General features: G+C 64.1%; 19 protein-coding genes. 15 read left to right on the forward strand and 4 right to left on the reverse strand.

What is annotated here, in order from left to right; translation table 11 throughout:
- Window positions 1-28: 28 nt before the first annotated feature.
- Window positions 29-400 (forward strand): endonuclease domain-containing protein, encoded by a 372-nt coding sequence (locus tag NKI19_RS08260; RefSeq protein WP_352489505.1) that lies wholly within the window; start codon window positions 29-31, stop codon window positions 398-400.
- Window positions 401-534: 134 nt separating this feature from the next.
- Here the strand turns inward: NKI19_RS08260 and NKI19_RS08265 are convergent, their stop codons facing one another.
- Genes NKI19_RS08265 through NKI19_RS08280 form a run of 4 tightly spaced genes read right to left on the reverse strand, consistent with a single transcriptional unit; the run spans window position 535 to window position 4,291 of the window.
- Window positions 535-1,575 carry a heme-dependent oxidative N-demethylase family protein gene (locus tag NKI19_RS08265; RefSeq protein WP_352489504.1) on the reverse strand — a complete coding sequence of 347 codons (1,041 nt, stop codon included), beginning with the start codon at window positions 1,573-1,575 and terminating at the stop codon, window positions 535-537.
- Window positions 1,576-1,584: 9 nt separating this feature from the next.
- Window positions 1,585-2,550: a PDR/VanB family oxidoreductase gene (locus tag NKI19_RS08270; RefSeq protein ID WP_352489503.1), complete on the reverse strand. Its 966-nt coding sequence runs from the start codon at window positions 2,548-2,550 to the stop codon at window positions 1,585-1,587.
- Complete coding sequence (locus NKI19_RS08275; protein ID WP_352489502.1) at window positions 2,547-3,143, reverse strand: dimethylamine monooxygenase subunit DmmA family protein; 597 nt, start codon at window positions 3,141-3,143, stop codon at window positions 2,547-2,549. Before NKI19_RS08275 ends, NKI19_RS08270 begins: the two co-directional genes overlap by 4 nt.
- A 14-nt stretch (window positions 3,144-3,157) precedes the next feature.
- Window positions 3,158-4,291, reverse strand: a complete 1,134-nt coding sequence (locus NKI19_RS08280; protein ID WP_352489501.1) for an aminomethyl transferase family protein — start codon at window positions 4,289-4,291, stop codon at window positions 3,158-3,160.
- 285 nt (window positions 4,292-4,576) lie between these two features.
- Between NKI19_RS08280 and NKI19_RS08285 the strand changes: the two genes are divergently transcribed.
- From NKI19_RS08285 to NKI19_RS08350, 14 genes are all read left to right on the forward strand, one after another.
- Complete coding sequence (locus NKI19_RS08285) at window positions 4,577-4,864, forward strand: hypothetical protein (protein WP_352476575.1); 288 nt, start codon at window positions 4,577-4,579, stop codon at window positions 4,862-4,864.
- Between the two features lie 11 nt (window positions 4,865-4,875).
- Complete coding sequence (locus tag NKI19_RS08290) at window positions 4,876-5,253, forward strand: hypothetical protein (protein ID WP_023673992.1); 378 nt, start codon at window positions 4,876-4,878, stop codon at window positions 5,251-5,253.
- A gap of 16 nt (window positions 5,254-5,269) precedes the next feature.
- Window positions 5,270-5,431 carry a hypothetical protein gene (locus tag NKI19_RS08295; protein ID WP_352489500.1) on the forward strand — a complete coding sequence of 54 codons (162 nt, stop codon included), beginning with the start codon at window positions 5,270-5,272 and terminating at the stop codon, window positions 5,429-5,431.
- A 15-nt stretch (window positions 5,432-5,446) separates the two neighbouring features.
- Window positions 5,447-6,847: an APC family permease gene (locus NKI19_RS08300; protein WP_292653875.1), complete on the forward strand. Its 1,401-nt coding sequence runs from the start codon at window positions 5,447-5,449 to the stop codon at window positions 6,845-6,847.
- 46 nt (window positions 6,848-6,893) lie between these two features.
- Window positions 6,894-7,574, forward strand: a complete 681-nt coding sequence (locus tag NKI19_RS08305; protein WP_352564781.1) for a hypothetical protein — start codon at window positions 6,894-6,896, stop codon at window positions 7,572-7,574.
- Window positions 7,571-7,897: a hypothetical protein gene (locus NKI19_RS08310; protein ID WP_352489498.1), complete on the forward strand. Its 327-nt coding sequence runs from the start codon at window positions 7,571-7,573 to the stop codon at window positions 7,895-7,897. The genes NKI19_RS08305 and NKI19_RS08310 overlap by 4 nt, the downstream gene beginning before the upstream one ends.
- 90 nt (window positions 7,898-7,987) lie before the next feature.
- Window positions 7,988-8,881, forward strand: a complete 894-nt coding sequence (locus NKI19_RS08315) for a class II glutamine amidotransferase (RefSeq protein WP_352489497.1) — start codon at window positions 7,988-7,990, stop codon at window positions 8,879-8,881.
- Between the two features lie 94 nt (window positions 8,882-8,975).
- Window positions 8,976-9,638, forward strand: coding sequence for a GltB/FmdC/FwdC-like GXGXG domain-containing protein (locus tag NKI19_RS08320; protein ID WP_352489746.1), 663 nt, complete (start codon window positions 8,976-8,978; stop codon window positions 9,636-9,638).
- A gap of 6 nt (window positions 9,639-9,644) precedes the next feature.
- The gene (locus NKI19_RS08325; RefSeq protein ID WP_352489496.1) at window positions 9,645-10,973 is read left to right on the forward strand and encodes an FMN-binding glutamate synthase family protein; all 1,329 of its coding nucleotides are present in this window, start codon (window positions 9,645-9,647) and stop codon (window positions 10,971-10,973) included.
- Window positions 10,974-11,006: 33 nt separating this feature from the next.
- Window positions 11,007-12,314, forward strand: coding sequence for a type III glutamate--ammonia ligase (gene glnT / locus NKI19_RS08330; RefSeq protein ID WP_023673983.1), 1,308 nt, complete (start codon window positions 11,007-11,009; stop codon window positions 12,312-12,314).
- A 36-nt stretch (window positions 12,315-12,350) separates the two neighbouring features.
- Window positions 12,351-13,604, forward strand: coding sequence for a sarcosine oxidase subunit beta family protein (locus NKI19_RS08335; RefSeq protein ID WP_352489495.1), 1,254 nt, complete (start codon window positions 12,351-12,353; stop codon window positions 13,602-13,604).
- A 17-nt stretch (window positions 13,605-13,621) separates the two neighbouring features.
- The gene (locus NKI19_RS08340; RefSeq protein ID WP_352489494.1) at window positions 13,622-13,897 is read left to right on the forward strand and encodes a sarcosine oxidase subunit delta; all 276 of its coding nucleotides are present in this window, start codon (window positions 13,622-13,624) and stop codon (window positions 13,895-13,897) included.
- Window positions 13,897-16,881: a sarcosine oxidase subunit alpha gene (locus tag NKI19_RS08345; RefSeq protein ID WP_352489493.1), complete on the forward strand. Its 2,985-nt coding sequence runs from the start codon at window positions 13,897-13,899 to the stop codon at window positions 16,879-16,881. Before NKI19_RS08340 ends, NKI19_RS08345 begins: the two co-directional genes overlap by 1 nt.
- Window positions 16,874-17,503, forward strand: a complete 630-nt coding sequence (locus NKI19_RS08350; RefSeq protein WP_352489492.1) for a sarcosine oxidase subunit gamma — start codon at window positions 16,874-16,876, stop codon at window positions 17,501-17,503. The genes NKI19_RS08345 and NKI19_RS08350 overlap by 8 nt, the downstream gene beginning before the upstream one ends.
- Window positions 17,504-17,603: the final 100 nt, after the last annotated feature.

Below are 17,603 nucleotides of genomic sequence, written 5' to 3' on the forward strand. Positions count from 1 at the left end.
CCGGCAGGACAGAGGGGGGCGAACCGCGATGACGCATAATCTAGTATCCGCCAACAACCGCCGCAATGCGCGCAGGATGCGCAAGGTGATGACCGATGCCGAACTCAAGCTTTGGAATGAGATCAGGGCACACAGGCTGATGGGACTGGGGTTTCGGCGCCAGATGCCTATCGCCGGCCATGTCGTCGATTTTGCATGCCCGGACAAAAAGCTGATCGTCGAGCTTGATGGTTCCCAGCATGGCCAGGCCGAAACATCGGAATCGGACGCTGCAAGAACCGCCAAGTTCGAAGCGCTGGGCTGGACAGTCCTGCGCTTCTGGAACGACGATGTCATTCGCGATATCGACAATGTCTGCCAGCATGTCGTGATCGTGGCTGGGCTGGGCGGCGCGTCGTGAGCTTCGCGGAGGCGCTGGAGTGGACATTGGGCAAGGCCGGCGCTCCACGGCGCCCCCCTCTGCCCTGCCGGGCATCTCCCCCTCAAGGGGGGAGATTGGCTGCTTTAGGGGTAGCGCCACCGCGCAAAGAAAACTCAATCCGGCCCGAACCCCGGCGACGTCGCACTGCCGTCATCCAATTTCGACAGCCACTGGACCAGCGTCGGCCGGTAGCGCGTCAGACCTTTGTAATTGGCGAGTTCCTCGGGCAGGTCGCGGATGACGCGGTGCAGGCGCCGAGCCCATTTCGGCTGCGTCACCAGCTCGTCCATCTTGATCAGGTAGCAGCGGATCGGGAAGACGATCGCATTCGAGCGCGGCAGCCGCCAGAAGCTCTGCAGCTCGACGCGCAGATGCACTTTGTCGCCGACATTTTCCGGCGTCACCGTGGCGCGGTCCGGACCCCATTTGTGGTAGTTTTCCGGGCTGGTATCGAGGCGCGGATTGATGGTCATCGTCCAGTTCAGCCGGCGTGCCGGCTTGCCCTGCTGGATGTTGGTGAGGAACTTCAGCGCCCGGACGAATATGCCCTTCTCATGCGCCAGCGGCACCGGCGCGTGCCATTCGAAGAAGTTCATGCCGATGTCGAAATCGAGCGACCAGTCGGCCTGGGTGGTGACCATGCCGGCATCCATCCACAGATTGCCGTCGCGCTGGTCGAGGATGCAGAAGTCACCCTGGCTCTGGCGCGTTATGTATTCCATCGGCCCATAGGGCAGCGTCGAGACGTCACCGAAGGTGAAGCTGTCGTCGATGCCGAGCGGCCGGTTGATCCAGCGCCAGCGGTCGCCGTCGCGGATCAGCGTGAAATGCTCGGGATAGCCCAGCGCCTGCTGCTCCATCAAAAGCTCGAGCAGATCCCAGCCGGCCAGCGTCATATGCGGCAGCGACTGGCAGCGCAGCGGATCCTCGGCCAGCACCAAAGCGCGGTCCTGCATCTCGGCGACATAGTGCTCGTCGACGTCGATCAGATTCTCCAGCACGCTGCCCTTCGGCCCGACGACATGCGGCTCGATGTTGACCGCATACATGTAGCCGTCTTCATGGAACGGGAACGGAAACCGCCTGATGTGCTCGGGGCTGTTCCTGAAGGTGAAGTCGTCGCGGAAGGTTTCCTTGCGAAAGGTAATGCCCAAGCTCGCCTCCTATCTTTCCAGCACCAGCGACCGGCCCTCGAAGCGCGACACGCAGGGCATGATCTTGCAGCCCGAACGGTGGTCTTCCTCGCTCAGCCAGTGGTCGTTGTGGATGAACTTGCCGTCATGCGAAATGACATTGGTCTCGCACTGGCCGCAGACGCCGCCGCGGCAGAGATAGGGCGGATCGACGCCGGCCGCCTCGATCGCCTCGAGCAGGCTCTGCTGCTCGTCGACACGGATGGTCTTGCCGCTGACAGCCAGCGTCACGTCGAACGGCGCGCCGGGCTGCGGCGCCGCGAAATGCTCGAAATGCACGGTTTCCGCCGGCCAGCCGAGAGCGGCGGCGCGCTCGCGCACCCAGCCGATCATGCCCGACGGGCCGCAGACATAGAGATGCGTGCCGAGCGGCTGCGACGACAGCAGCCGGTCGAGATCGACGCGCTCGTCGCGGTCGTCGTGATAGAGCCTGACCCGGCGATCGTAGCGCTCCCTGAGCAGGTCGGCATAGGTGCCGAGCGAGGCGGTGCGGCAGGTGCAATGCAACTCGAAATTGCCGCCTTCCGCCGCCAGCTGCGCGGTCTGCGCCATGAACGGGGTGATGCCGATGCCACCGGCCAGCATCAGATGCTTCCTGGCGCGCAGATCGAGCGAGAACAGGTTGACGGGATAGCTGACCACCATCTCGGTGCCGGGCCTGACCTGCCTGTGCATGAACAGCGAGCCGCCGCGGCCGGCGTCGTCGCGGCGAACCGAGATGGTGTATTCGCGGGTATCGAGCGGCGAGCCCATCAGCGAATAGGGATTGAGCCTGGTGCGTTCGCCATCGCGCATCTCGACGACGACATGGGCGCCGCCGGAAAAGGTCGGCAAGAGCTCGCCGTCGCGCCTGCGGAAGTGAAAGCGCGTCACCAACTCGTTGACCGGAACGACATCGCTGACGATGACGTCGAGCTTGGTTGTGCCGGTGCTCATCGAAAGACCTCCTCGATCGGAGGAATTTCGCTGCGGTCCTCGGCGTTGATACAGACGCCCTGGAAGGCGGCAAGGCGCCGCGAATAATGATCGCGCACCAGAAGCAGCAGGCCGCAATGCGAACAGGTCGCCGGCTGCGTCGTCACGTTCTCGGTGATGCCCTTACAGTGGACGCACTGCATGCGGCGCGCCAGCGAGCCGCGATGCTCGGTCTGGATCGAGGTGTGATCGATGCCGGCTTCGAGCGCCGCCTGCATGGCCTGGCCGATCAGCCCTTCGGTGCCGGCGAGATAGAGCCTGAGGCCCATATGCGCGTTGGCCAGGGTCTGCTTCAGCCGCGGCAGGGCACTGGCGAAGGAATGGCCGAGGTAGAACTGCGCCGGCTTCAGGGCTTCGAGCGCATCGGCATATTTGCCGTCGCGGCCGGGAATGAAGATGATGTGGGCGCCGCCGAAGAAATCCGCCGGTGCCTTGGCGGCCAGATCGGCAATGGCCAGCGCTCCCTCTGCATCCGCTATGAAAAGATGATGCTTGCCGAGCTGCGGAGACAGGGTCCCATAGACCGGCCGGCTGATGATGCTTTTCGCTGCCATACCCGCAGTATGCCTCAGCCTTTCGCCGTGCGCTTGGTCTTCTTCGGATCGTCGAAGGGAAGCGGCTCGGCGGTTGCGCTGATGGCGCCGCTCTTGTTGCGGATCTCGAGCCTGGTGCCCTGCACCGCGCAGTCGACGTCGAGCCGGGCGATGCCCATCGATTTTTTGACCAGCGGCGAATACATGGCGCAGGTCACCACGCCGACCTTTTTGCCGTCGCGATAGACCGGTGCGCCCTCATCGGCCGGCTCCCTGCCTTCGAGCAGTACGCCGAAGATCTTGAAGCGCTCCTTGCCCTTGAGCCGGTAGTGCTCCTCGGCGCCGCGAAAGCCGGTCTTGCCGGGGCTGACGGTGAAGTCGAGGCCGAGCTCCCATAGCGTGTCGCCGGGGCCCTCGTTCTCGAACGGGTATTTCTGCGAATTGTCGTAGGGGTAAAACAGCAGGTAGCTCTCGACGCGCAGCATGTCGAGCGTGGTGAAGCGGCACGGGATGATGCCGGCGCTTTTGCCCTCGTCGAGTATCCTGTCCCAGATCGTGCCGGCGTCCTGGCCGCGGCAGAATATCTCGTAGCCGCGCTCGCCGGTATAGCCGGTGCGCGAGATCATCACCGGGAAGCCGAACAACTGCGTCTGCATGTGATGGAAATAGTTGAGGTCGCGAATGCCCGGCACATGCTTTGCCAGATAGTCGACGGCTAGCGGCCCTTGCAGCGAAAGGTCGTGCAGATTGTCGTCGAAGCGCAGCGACACGTCACGACCGACCGACGCGCGCTGCAGCGCTTCATGGCCGGTGCCCGAGCCATGCACGACCATCCAGGAATTCGGGCCGGTGCGGTAGAGGATGCAGTCGTCGGTGAACTTGCCGGCCTCGTTGAGCATGCAGGCATAGGCCGACTTGCCGGGATAGATCTTTTCGACGTCGCGCGTCGTCGCCAGGTCGATCAGGTGAGAGGCGTGCGGCCCGGTGATGTGGACCTTCTTCAGGCCGGACACGTCCATCAGGCCGGCCTTGGTGCGGATGGCGATATACTCTTCGTCGGCGTCCTTGTCGTAGGTCCAGGCGGTGCCCATGCCGCTCCAGTCCTCGAGCTTCGAGCCGAGCGCCCGATGGCGGTCCGCAAGCGTCGAAAATCTCCAGGATGCCGTCATCCGCTGGTCCTCCGTTCGAAAGAACTTTTTGCTTTCCCCTGCTCCCTGCACACAGGCGGGAGCGTTGCCTTGAATATTGATCGCAAACGCCGGAAGCCTGCAATACCCGTAAGCAAATAATTTCATTGTCAGGCAAATCCGGCGAGCCCAAACAAACGGTTAACGTCGCGTAAAATCGTCTTGACAATTCCAGAATTCGGCCGGATTTTATGAAAAAAATTTCACTCTCTTGAAAGAGGGCAATGACCGGCCAATCTGGACCGGCGTTGAAAAAGGGGAAAGCCGATGTCCGACCTGCAACAGCGCGTGGAAGCGTTGTACCGTTCCGACGTGCGTGGATCTATGCTCCTGATCGTCTGCCTGTGGGCGACGATCCTCTTCGTCCTGTTCATGACATGGCCGTACATCCCCGACGCCGGCATCAAGCTCGTCGTCGCGGTCGCCGCCGCCGCCGTGCTGATCTTCAACACGGCCGCGATCCTGGCGATGGTCAACCACTACAAGGAAGACAAGGACTTCATCTACGGGCTCGACATCAAGAATGCCGACGCCTACCGCAACCGCAAGTCCTGAGGGGGAGACGCATGGCCCGCTACACACCGCCCGAACAGAGCAAGGCCGGACAGGTTTTCGATATCGCCGTCGTCGTGGTCGCGATTTTCGTCGCACTGTGGCTGCCGCTGAAACTAGGGCTGGCAGGGGCGGCAAAATCCATCGACGCGCTCGACGCCAAGACGTGGGAAGCGCTCGGACAAAACCCGACCATGGCCTCGATCTGGGAAAAGCTCGGCTACACGCCGGAAACCGCGCACGACATCATCCAGAACCGGTTCCACTACATCATCGACTGGCCGACGCTGATCATCATGGCCGCGGTGCTGATCGGCTATTTCATCTTTCTGTTCCGCGCATCGGACCGCGAATACCGCGACGTCATCGACGAAAAGTTCGGCGACAAATAGATAGGGAAGCATCGTCATGTGGGTGGCACTCTCTTACGCATGCTGGGGCATCTCGATCGTGCTCGCGCTGTGGATGCTCTACGACTGGTTCAAGATCGACACGACCTATTCCGAAGAGATGCTGACCTCGTCCAGGGAAGGCGAACTTGAAGCCGTGTCCGAACAACACCGGATCTGAGTGGGGGATTGAGCGATGACGATCACGGCTGAACCAGCGGTGCAAGTGCAAGGCGACAGGGTTTCACTGCTCAGGGTGCTCGGCCCCGCCCATGTCTGGGCGCTCGGCGTCGGCATCGTTCTGGTCGGCGAATTCACCGGCTGGAATTTCGCGGCGGACAAGGGCGGCGCGCTGGCGGCGCTGATCGTCTGCTGGATCGTCGGGCTGCTCTACACGTCGGTCGCGATGATCGATTCCGAAGTCACCTCGACGGTCGCTGCCGCCGGCGGCCAATATGCCCAGGCCAAGCACATTGTCGGGCCGCTGATGGCCTTCAACGTCGCGCTTTTCCTGGTCTTTGCCTATACCATGCTCGAAGTGTCGGACGCTATCCTGCTCGGCGACACGATCGTCGCCAAGGCCGGCGTCGAGGGCCTCAACCACAATTCCTTCATCGCCGCGACCATCGTCGTGCTGGCATGGCTGAACTATCGCGGCGTGCTGATGACGCTCAACGTCAACTTCGTCATCACCGCCATCGCCTATGTCTCGATCGTCATCCTGTTCTTCTCGGTCAGCCCGTGGACGCAAGGCGCGGTGCTGAAGCTGAACGAGTTGGTCACCCCCGGCAACGCCCTGCCCTATGGCTGGATCGGCGTCATCGCTGCCTTCCAGTTCGGCATCTGGTATTATCTCGGCATCGAAGGCACCACGCAGGCAGCCGAGGAAGTGCGCTCGCCGGCGCGCTCGCTGCCTTACGGCACCATGGCCGGCATGATCACGCTTCTGATCGCGGCCGCCATGACCTGGTATGTCTGCGCCTCGCTGATGCCGTGGGAATATCTCGGCATCACCTATTATCCGCTCTGGGACGCGGGCAAATTGACCGGCAGCGCGCTGCTGGAGAACCTGCTGTTTATCGCGACGCTGCTTGCCGCACTCGCCTCCGCCAATGGCTGCATCAACGACGCCGCGCGCGCCTGGTTCTCGCTCGGCCGCGACCGCTATCTGCCGACGTGGTTCTCGGCGGTGCATCCGAAATACCGCACGCCCTATCGCTCGATCCTGTTCCTGCTGCCGATCGCGCTCGCCTTTGCCTTCATCGCCGACCTCAACCAGGCGATCACCTTCTCGATCCTGTCGGGCGTGCTGCAGTACACCTTCATGAGCATCAACATCATCATGTTCAGGAAGAAGTGGCCGCTCGGCTCGATCCGCCGCGGCTACACCCATCCGTTCCATCCGCTGCCGGCGATCGTCTTGTTCTGCCTTTGCGTGGTCACCTTCTTTGCGATCTTCCTCGGCTTCGGCTCGCAGCTGATCGCCATGGTCGCCTTTTACTTCCTGATCTCGCTGTGGTTCCACTTCTACCGCTACAAATTCGTGCGCCGTGGTGCCCAGTTCACCATGCCGTGGCCGAAGCCGCAGGGGTACTGACGGCGCGCCCGGTCTGGGCGGGCATTTGCGTGACGAGGTGCGTTAGGTGATCTCAGCGTTGCTCGCCGGGGCGATTGCCCTGGCTCTCGTCCTCCACATAACCTGGCTTGCGCGCTCGAACCGCGCCAAGGCTTCGACCGCGCTTGCCGCCGACGAAGCGGGGCTTCGCGAAATCATCCCCGACGTGGCCATCATCTCGGATGGCACTGCCGGCGTCGTCACCTTCGCCGGCTCGTGGAACGGCCGGCGGGTGCAGGTGCGGACCATCGTCGACACGCTGGCGATCAGGAAACTGCCGGCGCGCTGGCTGAGCGTTTCGATCACCGAAAAGGTCGCGATACCAGGCACTTTCGATTTGATGATGCGGCCGGGATCGCCGACGACTTTTTCCAATTTCGATCATCTCGACCACACGCAGCAGACGGCGGCGGGATTTCCGGCCGAGGCGGTGCTGCGGACCGACCGCAAGGGCGTGCGCTTTCCCGAGGCCCTTATCGCCGGTCACCTCGACATCTTTGCCGAGGGGCGCGCCAAGGAATTGCTAATCACGCCGAACGGCGTGCGCATCGTCTGGCTGCTGGCCGAGGCCGAGCGGGCGCGCTACGGCGTATTCCGGCAAGCCGAATTCGGCACGGTCAGGCTCGATCCGGGGCTGATCGAGAGGCTGCTGTCGTCGGCTTCGGCGCTGCGCGATGCCATCAATCAAAGCGAACGGCAGGCGGCATGACCAGCCAGATCACCACCTCCCCCGCACCACCGAGCCCCTATCTGGTTCTGGGCGCTGCGATCGTCTTGCCCGCGAGCGGGCATGTCGTGCTCGGCGTGCCGGTGCGCGGCCTGCAATTCCTGTTCTTCATGGTGATCCTGGCCTGGGTCACCGCCAAGATCGCGCCGCCCGACGCCAGCTTCGTCGGACGCCATGCCGGCGGCTTCCTGATCTATGCCCTGTCGATCCTGGATGCCTATAAGATCGCCCGCATCCGCTATGCCAAATGGGTTCACAATCGCGGCGGGCGCGGCGATAGTGCGCCCGGCCGCGCCCCAGGCTGATGTATAACGACAGGAAAATTTTTTTCATACCAATTGAATTCCCCGGACTCATTCTATACATCTCCAAGGGAACAATCTCGGGAGCCTGACATGTGCGGAATCGTCGGACTGTTTTTGAAGGACAAGTCGCTCGAGCCCCAGCTTGGCGCGATGCTGTCGGAGATGCTGATCTCGCTCAGCGATCGCGGTCCCGACAGCGCCGGCATCGCCATCTATGGCGCGCCCTCCAGTGAAGCCAAGATCACCATCCAGTCGGCCAAGCCGGAGCGCGATTTCCGCGGCCTCGACGCCGAACTCGCCAAGGCAATCGGCGCGCCGGTGAGCATTGCTGCGAAGTCGACGCATGCGGTGGTCCGGACGACGCCTGCCAAGATCGACCAAGCGCGCGAGGCGATCCAGGCGCTGCGTCCCGACATCCGCATCATGGGGGCCGGCGACGTCGTCGAAATCTACAAGGAAGTCGGCCTGCCGGAAGCGGTCGTCGACCGTTTCGGTGTCCGCGAGATGACCGGCACCCACGGCATCGGCCATACCCGCATGGCGACCGAATCGGCGGTGACGACGATGGGCGCGCATCCGTTCTCGACCGGCGCCGACCAGTGCCTGGTGCACAATGGCTCGCTGTCCAACCACAACAATGTCCGGCGCGAGCTGATCCTCGAAGGCATGACATTCGAGACCGAGAACGATACCGAGGTCGCTGCCGCCTATCTCTCCTCGCAAATGGCGCATGGCAAGAACCTGGGCGAGGCGCTGGAAGGTACGCTGAGCGACCTCGACGGCTTCTTCACCTTCGTCGTCGGCACCAAGAACGGTTTCGGCGTGGTGCGCGATCCGATCGCCTGCAAGCCTGCCGTAATGGCCGAAACCGACCAGTATGTCGCCTTCGGCTCGGAATATCGAGCGCTCACCAAACTGCCCGGCATAGACAATGCGAAGGTCTGGGAACCCGAGCCCGCAACCGTCTATTTCTGGGAGCATTGATCTGATGCCGGCAATCAACGCCTTAAATACGGGCAACCTCTCCAAGGCCGCGCGAGAGCCGGGCCAGGCGTCGAGGGTCTTCGACCTGGCCGAAATGTCGCTGCGCGAGCTCAACCAGGCGCTGCACGATCTGGCGCCCGGTTCGAACGAAACCGCATGGGAAGTACTGCACCCGCGAGGCAGCCATTCGGTCGCCGTCGGCGTCGACCAGCCGGTCGCCATCGATGTGCGCGGCAGCGTCGGCTATTATTGCGGCGGCATGAACGACGGCGGCACCATCACCGTGCATGGCTCGGCCGGACCCGGCGTCGGCGAAAACATGATGTCCGGCCAGATCATCGTCAAAGGCGACGCCAGCCAGTATGCCGGCGCCACCGGCCGGGGCGGGCTGCTGGTCATCGAAGGCAACGCGTCATCTCGCTGCGGCATCTCGATGAAAGGCATCGACATCGTCGTGCATGGCAATATCGGCCACATGTCGGCCTTCATGGCGCAATCCGGCAACCTCGTGGTGCTGGGCGACGCCGGCGATGCGCTCGGCGATTCCATCTATGAGGCGCGGCTTTTCGTGCGCGGCAAGGTCGAAAGCCTCGGCGCCGACTGCATCGCCAAGGAGATGCGGCCCGAGCATCTCGAATTGCTGCAAAACCTGCTCGACCGCGCCGGCGTGACCGGCGTCAAGGCGGCGGAGTTCAAGCGCTACGGCTCGGCGCGCACGCTTTACAATTTCAATATCGACAACGCCGACGCGTATTGAGGCTCAATGACCTATCGCAACCCGCCGACGACGCCGCGCAAATCCGCGACCTTCGACGACTACACGCTTTCCGAGATCCGCCGCGCCGCGGCGACCGGCATCTATGACATCCGCGGCGCCGGCGCCAAGCGCAAGCTGCCGCATTTCGATGACCTTCTGTTCCTCGGCGCCTCGATTTCGCGCTACCCGCTCGAAGGCTATCGCGAGCGCTGCGACACCAGCGTCGTCCTCGGCTCGCGCTATGCGAAAAAACCGATCGAATTGAAAATCCCGATCACCATCGCCGGCATGAGCTTCGGCTCGCTGTCCGGCCCGGCCAAGGAGGCGCTCGGCCGTGGCGCGACGCTGTCGGGCACCTCGACGACCACCGGCGACGGCGGCATGACCGAGGAAGAGCGCGGCCATTCGAAGACGCTGGTCTACCAGTATCTGCCGTCGCGCTACGGCATGAACCCGCGCGATCTGCGCCGCGCCGATGCGATCGAGGTTGTCGTCGGCCAGGGCGCCAAGCCCGGCGGCGGCGGCATGCTGCTCGGCCAGAAAATCTCCGACCGTGTCGCTGAAATGCGCACGCTGCCGAAAGGCATCGACCAGCGCTCGGCCTCGCGCCACCCCGACTGGACCGGGCCGGACGACCTCGAGATCAAGATCCTCGAACTGCGCGAAATCACAGACTGGGAAAAGCCGATCTACGTCAAGGTCGGCGGCGCGCGGCCCTATTACGATACCGCGCTTGCGGTGAAATCGGGCGCCGATGTTATCGTCGTCGACGGCATGCAGGGTGGCACGGCGGCTACCCAGGAAGTGTTCATCGAAAATGTCGGCCAGCCGACGCTTGCCTGCATCAGGCCGGCCGTGCAGGCGCTGCAGGATCTCGGTATGCACCGCAAGGTGCAGCTGATCGTCTCGGGCGGCATACGCAACGGCGCCGACGTCGCCAAGGCGCTGGCGCTCGGCGTCGACGCGGTGTCGATCGGCACGGCAGCGCTTGTCGCGCTCGGCGACAATGACCCGCGCTGGGAAGCGGAATACAACGAACTCGGCACCACCGCCGGCGCCTATGACGACTGGCATGAGGGTCGCGACCCGGCCGGCATCACCACGCAGGATCCCGAGCTAATGAAACGGGTCGATCCGATTGCGGCCGGACGACGGCTGGCGAATTATCTTAAGGTGATGACACTTGAGGCTCAGACAATCGCCCGCGCCTGCGGCAAGAACAGCCTGCACAATCTCGAGCCCGAGGATCTTGTGGCCTTGACGATCGAAGCCGCCGCCATGGCCGGCGTGCCGCTGGCCGGCACCAACTGGATACCGGGCAAGAACGGCTTCTAAAAGAAACCAAATGCCAGTAAGCGAGGAACTATAATGGGGAACGATCTCGCCGCCTTCGCCAAGGAGAAGGGCGTCAAATATTTCATGATATCCTACACCGACCTGTTCGGTGGGCAGCGTGCCAAGCTGGTGCCGGCGCAGGCGATCGCCGACATGCAGCGGGACGGTGCCGGCTTTGCCGGTTTTGCCACCTGGCTCGACCTGACGCCGGCGCATCCCGACATGCTGGCGGTGCCCGATCCCGCCTCGGTGATCCAGTTGCCTTGGAAGCCCGAAGTCGCCTGGGTCGCCGCCAACTGCATCATGGACGACAAATCGGTCGAGCAGGCGCCGCGCAACACGCTGAAGCGGTTGATCGCGGAGGCCGCTGGCGACGGCATGCACATCAAGACCGGCGTCGAGGCCGAGTTCTTCCTGATCTCGCCGGACGGCAAGACGATTTCCGACGAATACGACACGGCGTCGAAGCCCTGCTACGACCAGCAGGCGGTGATGCGCCGCTATGACGTGATCGCCGAGATCTGCGACCACATGCTGGCGCTCGGCTGGGGCGCCTACCAGAACGACCACGAGGACGCCAACGGCCAGTTCGAGATGAACTGGGCCTTCGACGATGCGCTGGCGACCGCCGACAAGCATTCCTTCTTCAAATTCATGGTGAAATCGGTCGCCGAAAAGCACGGCCTGCGCGCGACCTTCATGCCGAAACCGTTCCAGGGCCTGACCGGCAATGGCTGCCATGCCCACATCTCGGTGTGGGACAAGGACGGCAAGACCAATGTCTTTGCCGATAATGCGATGGAGCTCGGCCTGTCGGCAAAGGGCCGGAATTTCCTCGGCGGCATCATGAAACATGCTTCCGCCCTTGCCGCGATCACCAACCCGACTGTCAATTCCTACAAGCGCATCAACGCGCCGCGCACCATCTCTGGCGCCACCTGGGCGCCGAACACGGTGACCTGGACCGGCAACAACCGAACCCACATGGTGCGCGTGCCTGGTCCCGGCCGCTTCGAGCTGCGCCTGCCCGACGGCGCGGCAAACCCGTATCTGCTGCAGGCCGTGATCATCGCCGCCGGTCTCGACGGCGTCCGCTCGAAGGCCGATCCCGGCCGGCGCTACGACATCGACATGTACCAGTTCGGCCATACGGTGGAGGGCGCGCCGAAGCTGCCGCTCAACCTGCTCGACGCATTGCGCGAGTTCGACAACGACAAATCGCTCAAGGCGGCGCTGGGTGAGGAATTCTCGTCGGCTTATCTAAAGCTCAAGCAGCAGGAATGGAATTCCTATGCTTCCCACTTCACCCAGTGGGAGCGCGACCACACGCTCGACATCTGATCCGGAATTGTTGCACGCCCGGCGCGAAACAGGTTCATGAAATACTCGATCTTCTCCCTCGCCCGGGCGGCATTTTCCGGCCACAAGAACTGGCAGCGCACCTGGCGCGACGCCAGCCCGAAGAGCCACTACGACGTGGTGATCATCGGCGGCGGCGGCCATGGCCTGGCGACGGCATGGTTCCTCGCCAGCGAATACGGCATCAGGAATGTCGCGGTGCTGGAAAAGGGCTGGATCGGCTCCGGCAATGCCGGCCGCAACACCACCATCATCCGCTCCAATTACGGGCTACCCGGCAATACCGGCTTCTACGAGCTGTCGATGAAGCTGTGGGAACGGATGGAGCAGGACCTCAACTACAACACCATGGTCAGCCAGCGCGGCGTCATCAATCTCTACCATTCCGACGCGCAGCGCGACGCCTACGCACGGCGCGGCAACACCATGCGCATCAACGGCATCGATGCCGAACTGCTCGATCTCGCGGCGGTCAGGAAGATGATGCCATTCCTGAACTTCGACAATGCGCGCTTTCCGGTGCAGGGCGGGCTTTTGCAGCGGCGCGGCGGCACGGCACGCCACGACGCCGTGGTCTGGGGCTATGCGCACGCGGCGAGCGCGCTCGGCGTCGACATCATCCAGAATTGCGAGGTGACCGGCTTTGTCCGCGACGGCAGCGGCAAGGTGACCGGCGTCGAGACGTCGCGCGGCAGGATCGGTGCCGCCAAGGTCGGCATGGCGGTCGCCGGCTCCTCGTCGCGCGTCGCGGCGATGGCCGGCATGCGGCTGCCGATCGAAAGCCATGTGCTGCAGGCCTTCGTCTCGGAAGCGATCAAGCCGCTGATCCCCAATGTCATGACCTTCGGCGCCGGCCATTTCTACGTCAGCCAGTCCGACAAGGGCGGGCTGGTGTTCGGCGGCGATATAGACGGCTACAATTCCTACGCCCAGCGCGGCAATCTGCCTGTCATGGAAGACGTTTGCGAGGGCGGCATGGCGCTGATGCCGATGATCGGCCGGATACGGCTTCTGCGTCAGTGGGGCGGCATCATGGACATGTCGATGGACGGTTCGCCGATCATCGACAAAACGCCGGTCGACGGGCTCTATCTCAACGCCGGCTGGTGCTATGGCGGCTTCAAGGCGACGCCCGGCTCCGGCCTGGTCTTTGCCCATCTGCTGGCGCGCGACGAGCCGCACAAGGAGGCGGCGCGCTTCCGCCTCGACCGCTTCCGGCGGGGTGCGATGATCGACGAAAAGGGCCAGGGCGCCCAACCGAACCTGCATTGAAGGCTGGCTGAAGAAGCATGCGCATTGTCTGTCCCTTCTGCGGCGAACGCGAACTCGGCGAGTTCACCTATCTGGGCGACGCCAAGCCGGCGCGTCCGGCGGCCGGCGCCACCGAAGACGAGGTCTTCGACTACGTCTATCTGCGCGACAATGTCGCCGGGCCGATGAGCGAATACTGGTACCATGGCGGCGGCTGCCGGGCCTGGCTGAAGGTCGCCCGCAACACGCTGACGCATGAGATTTCCTCGGTCGAGCCGGCGGCGGGCGTTGGTGCCGCCAAGGTGGGCGCTTGATGGTTGGCCCTGCGCAGACACACCGGCTGGAGAGCGGCGGTCTCATCGACCGCGCCGCGCCGCTTGGCTTCCGCTTCGACGGCAAGAGCTTTGCCGGATTCCAGGGCGACACGCTGGCCTCGGCGCTGATCGCCAATGGCGTCAAGCTGGTCGGCCGCTCTTTCAAATACCATCGGCCGCGTGGCATCCTGACCGCTGGATCCGAAGAGCCCAACGCGTTGGTCGAACTGCGCAGCGGCGCGCGGCGCGAGCCGAACACCAAGGCGACCACAGCCGAACTTTATGACGGGCTCGAAGCGGCCAGCCAGAACCGCTGGCCGTCGCTGCGCCATGATCTGATGGCGGTCAACCAGCTGTTTGCGCCGATCTTCGTCGCCGGCTTCTACTACAAGACCTTCATGTGGCCGGCGAAATTCTGGGAAGCGGTCTACGAGCCGGCGATCCGCCGCGCCGCCGGCCTCGGACGCGCTGCCGGCGTCGCCGATCCCGACCATTACGACAAGGCGTGGGCGCATTGCGATGTGCTGATCGCCGGTTCCGGCCCGGCCGGGCTTGCGGCGGCATTGGCGGCCGGGCGCAGCGGCGCCCACGTCATCCTGTGCGAGGAAGATTTTGCGTTCGGCGGCCGTCTGCTTGCCGACGGCGGCACGATCGACGGCGAGCCGGCAGCCGAATGGATTACGCGCACGCTGGGGGAACTCGCCGCGCTCCCCGATGTCCGCATCATGAACCGCACGACACTGTTCGGCGTCTATGATGGCGGCACCTATGGCGCCATCGAGCGGGTCAACGACCACCTGCCCTCGCCGCCCGAGCACCAGGTGCGCCAGCGGCTGTGGCGGATCGTGGCCAAGCACTGCGTCGTCGCCGCCGGCGCCATCGAGCGGCCGATCGTCTTTGCCGGCAACGATACGCCCGGCGTGATGATGGCTTCGGCTATGCGGACCTATGTCGCGCGCTACGCGGCGACGCCGGCAAAGCGGATCGCACTGTTCACCAACAATGAGGACGGCTGGCGCACCGTCGAGACCGCGCTTGGCGCCGGCTTGCAGATCGCGGCGGTCGTCGATGCGCGCCCGGACGTCTCCGCCGCGCATCGCGCGCTCGCCGCCAAGGGCTGCTTTGCCGTGCTCAACGGCTCGGTCAGCGGGGTCGAAGGCGGCAAGGACGGGGTCCGGAAAATCGCGGTGGCGCTGACCGGCGGCGCACGGGCGGAGGTCGAAGCCGACGGGCTTGCCGTCTCGGGCGGCTGGAATCCGGCGATCGGGCTGACCTCCTATCACCGCCGCCGGCCGAAATGGCAGGACGACATCGCAGCCTTCGTGCCGGACGGTGCGCCACCCGGCATGGTGGCCGCAGGCGCCGCCAACGGCGCCTTCGGGTTGGGCGACTGCCTGCGCCAGGGCTTTGCCGCCGGATCGGCAGCAGCACAAGGCGCCGGACGCGGCGGCAATGCCGGCACGCCGCCGGTCGCCGACGAAGAAGCCTTTTCGCTGACGCCGCTCTGGCATGTCGCCGGCAAAGGGAAAGCCTTCGTCGACTACCAGCATGACGTGACCGCGTCCGACATCGAACTGGCGCAGCGCGAAGGTTTCGAATCGGTCGAGCATCTCAAGCGCTATACGACGCTCGGCATGGCCACCGACCAGGGCAAGACCTCGAACGTCGCCGGTCTCGCCATCATGGCGGCAATCAGCGGCAAATCGATCCCCGAAACCGGCACGACGATCTATCGCCCGCCCTATGTGCCGGTCGCCATCGGCGCCTTCGCCGGCCATCATCGCGACGAGAACTTCCATGCGACAAGGCTGACGCCGTCGCATCACTGGGCAGCCGAACAGGGCGCGGTGTTCGTCGACACCGGCCTGTGGAAGCGCGCGCAATGGTATCCGCGCGCCGGCGAAAAGGACTGGCTGGAAGCGGTCACCCGAGAGGTCAAGGCGGTGCGCTCCGGCGTCGGCTTCTGCGACGTCTCGACACTCGGCAAGATCGACGTACACGGCCCGGATGCCGGCGCCTTCCTCGACCGCGTCTACATCAACACCTTCTCCAATCTTGCTGTCGGAAAGGCCCGCTACGGGCTGATGCTGCGCGAGGACGGCATCGTCTATGACGACGGCACCACGTCGCGGCTGGCCGAGAACCACTATTTCCTGACCACCACAACCGCCAAGGCCGGGCTGGTGATGCAGCATCTCGAATTCTGCCGGCAGGTGCTGTTCCCCGAATTCGACGTGCAGTTGACCTCGGTCTCCGACCAGTGGGCGCAATTCTCGATCGCCGGGCCGAAGACGCGGGACCTGCTTCGGGAAATCGTCGATCCTGCCGAGGACTTGTCGAACGAGGGCTTTCCCTTCATGGGCGCGCGCGAAGTGGCGCTGCGCGGCGGCATTAAGGCGCGGCTGTTCCGCATCTCGTTCTCCGGCGAGATGGCGTTCGAGATCTCGGTTCCGGCGCGTTATGGCGACGCGCTGGTGCGCAATTTGATGCTGGCCGGCAAGCCGTTCGGCGTGACGCCGTACGGTACCGAGGCGCTCGGCGTCATGCGCATCGAAAAGGGGCATGTCGCCGGGCCGGAGCTGAACGGCACGACGACCGTCGCCGACCTTGGTCTCGGCAAGATGATGTCGACCAAGAAGGATTTCATCGGCCGCGTCATGGCCGGGCGCGAGGCGCTGATTGCGCCGGACCGGCAGGTCGTCATCGGCATCAAGCCGACGGACAAGACGCGCCGCCTGCGCTCCGGCGCGCATATCATCCCGAAGGACAAGACACCCGGTCCCGACAACGACCAGGGCTACGTCACCTCGGTTTGCTTTTCGCCGGTGCTCGACCAGTGGATCGGGCTTGGCCTGGTCGAGCGCGGCCGCGAGCGCATCGGCGAGATCGTCCATGCGCATGACCCGCTGCGCGGCGAAGATTACGACGTCGAGCTGTCCAGTCCCGTCTTCTACGATCCGGATGGAGGGCGCCAGCGTGGCTGAGTTTTCCTGGATTGCCCGCAGTCCGCTGGAGAAAGCGCTTGTTGTCGGCGGCTATGGCGCGCGCGGCATGGCGGCCGGCGTATCGCTCACCGAAATCCGCAATTTCGACCTGATCCAGGTGATGGCGCGGCGCGGCAAAGCGGCGGAACTGGCGAAGGCTGCCGAAACCCGCTTCGGCGTTGCCGCCCCGGAAACGCCCAAGGCGGTCCGAGCTCCCGACGCTACGCTGATCTGGTCGGGACCGGATCAGTTCCTGGTCCTGTCCAATGGCGGCAAGCACGCGATCGAACCGCTGAGCCAGGCGTTTGCGCAATCCGCCTCGTTGTCCGACCAGTCGCATGCCCGCGTGCTGATCGGCGTTTCGGGAGAAAAGGCACGCGCGATGCTGGCCAAACTGTCGTCGCTGGACCTGCACCCCGCGGCGTTCCCGGCCGGCACCGCTGCCGCGACATCGATCGACCATACCAGCATCAATTCCTGGCGCGGCAATGACCGGCCGGACGGACGGGCGGTGTTCAACCTTCTGGTGTTCGCGACGTTTGCCGAAAGCCTGTGGCACACGATGCTCGATGCCGCCGCGGAATATGGCGTCGACATCGGGCATTCCGAGGAGTTGGGGTAAACTATCTGCGTCGGCGCCGCCCCTCATCTGCCTGCCGGCATCTTCTCCCCGTATAGTGACGGGGAGAAGGGGCTTGCCGCGACGGCTGCGCCTTTCCTGC

The organism is Mesorhizobium sp. M0751 (assembly GCF_040320265.1).
Classification (GTDB): Bacteria; Pseudomonadota; Alphaproteobacteria; order Rhizobiales; family Rhizobiaceae; genus Mesorhizobium.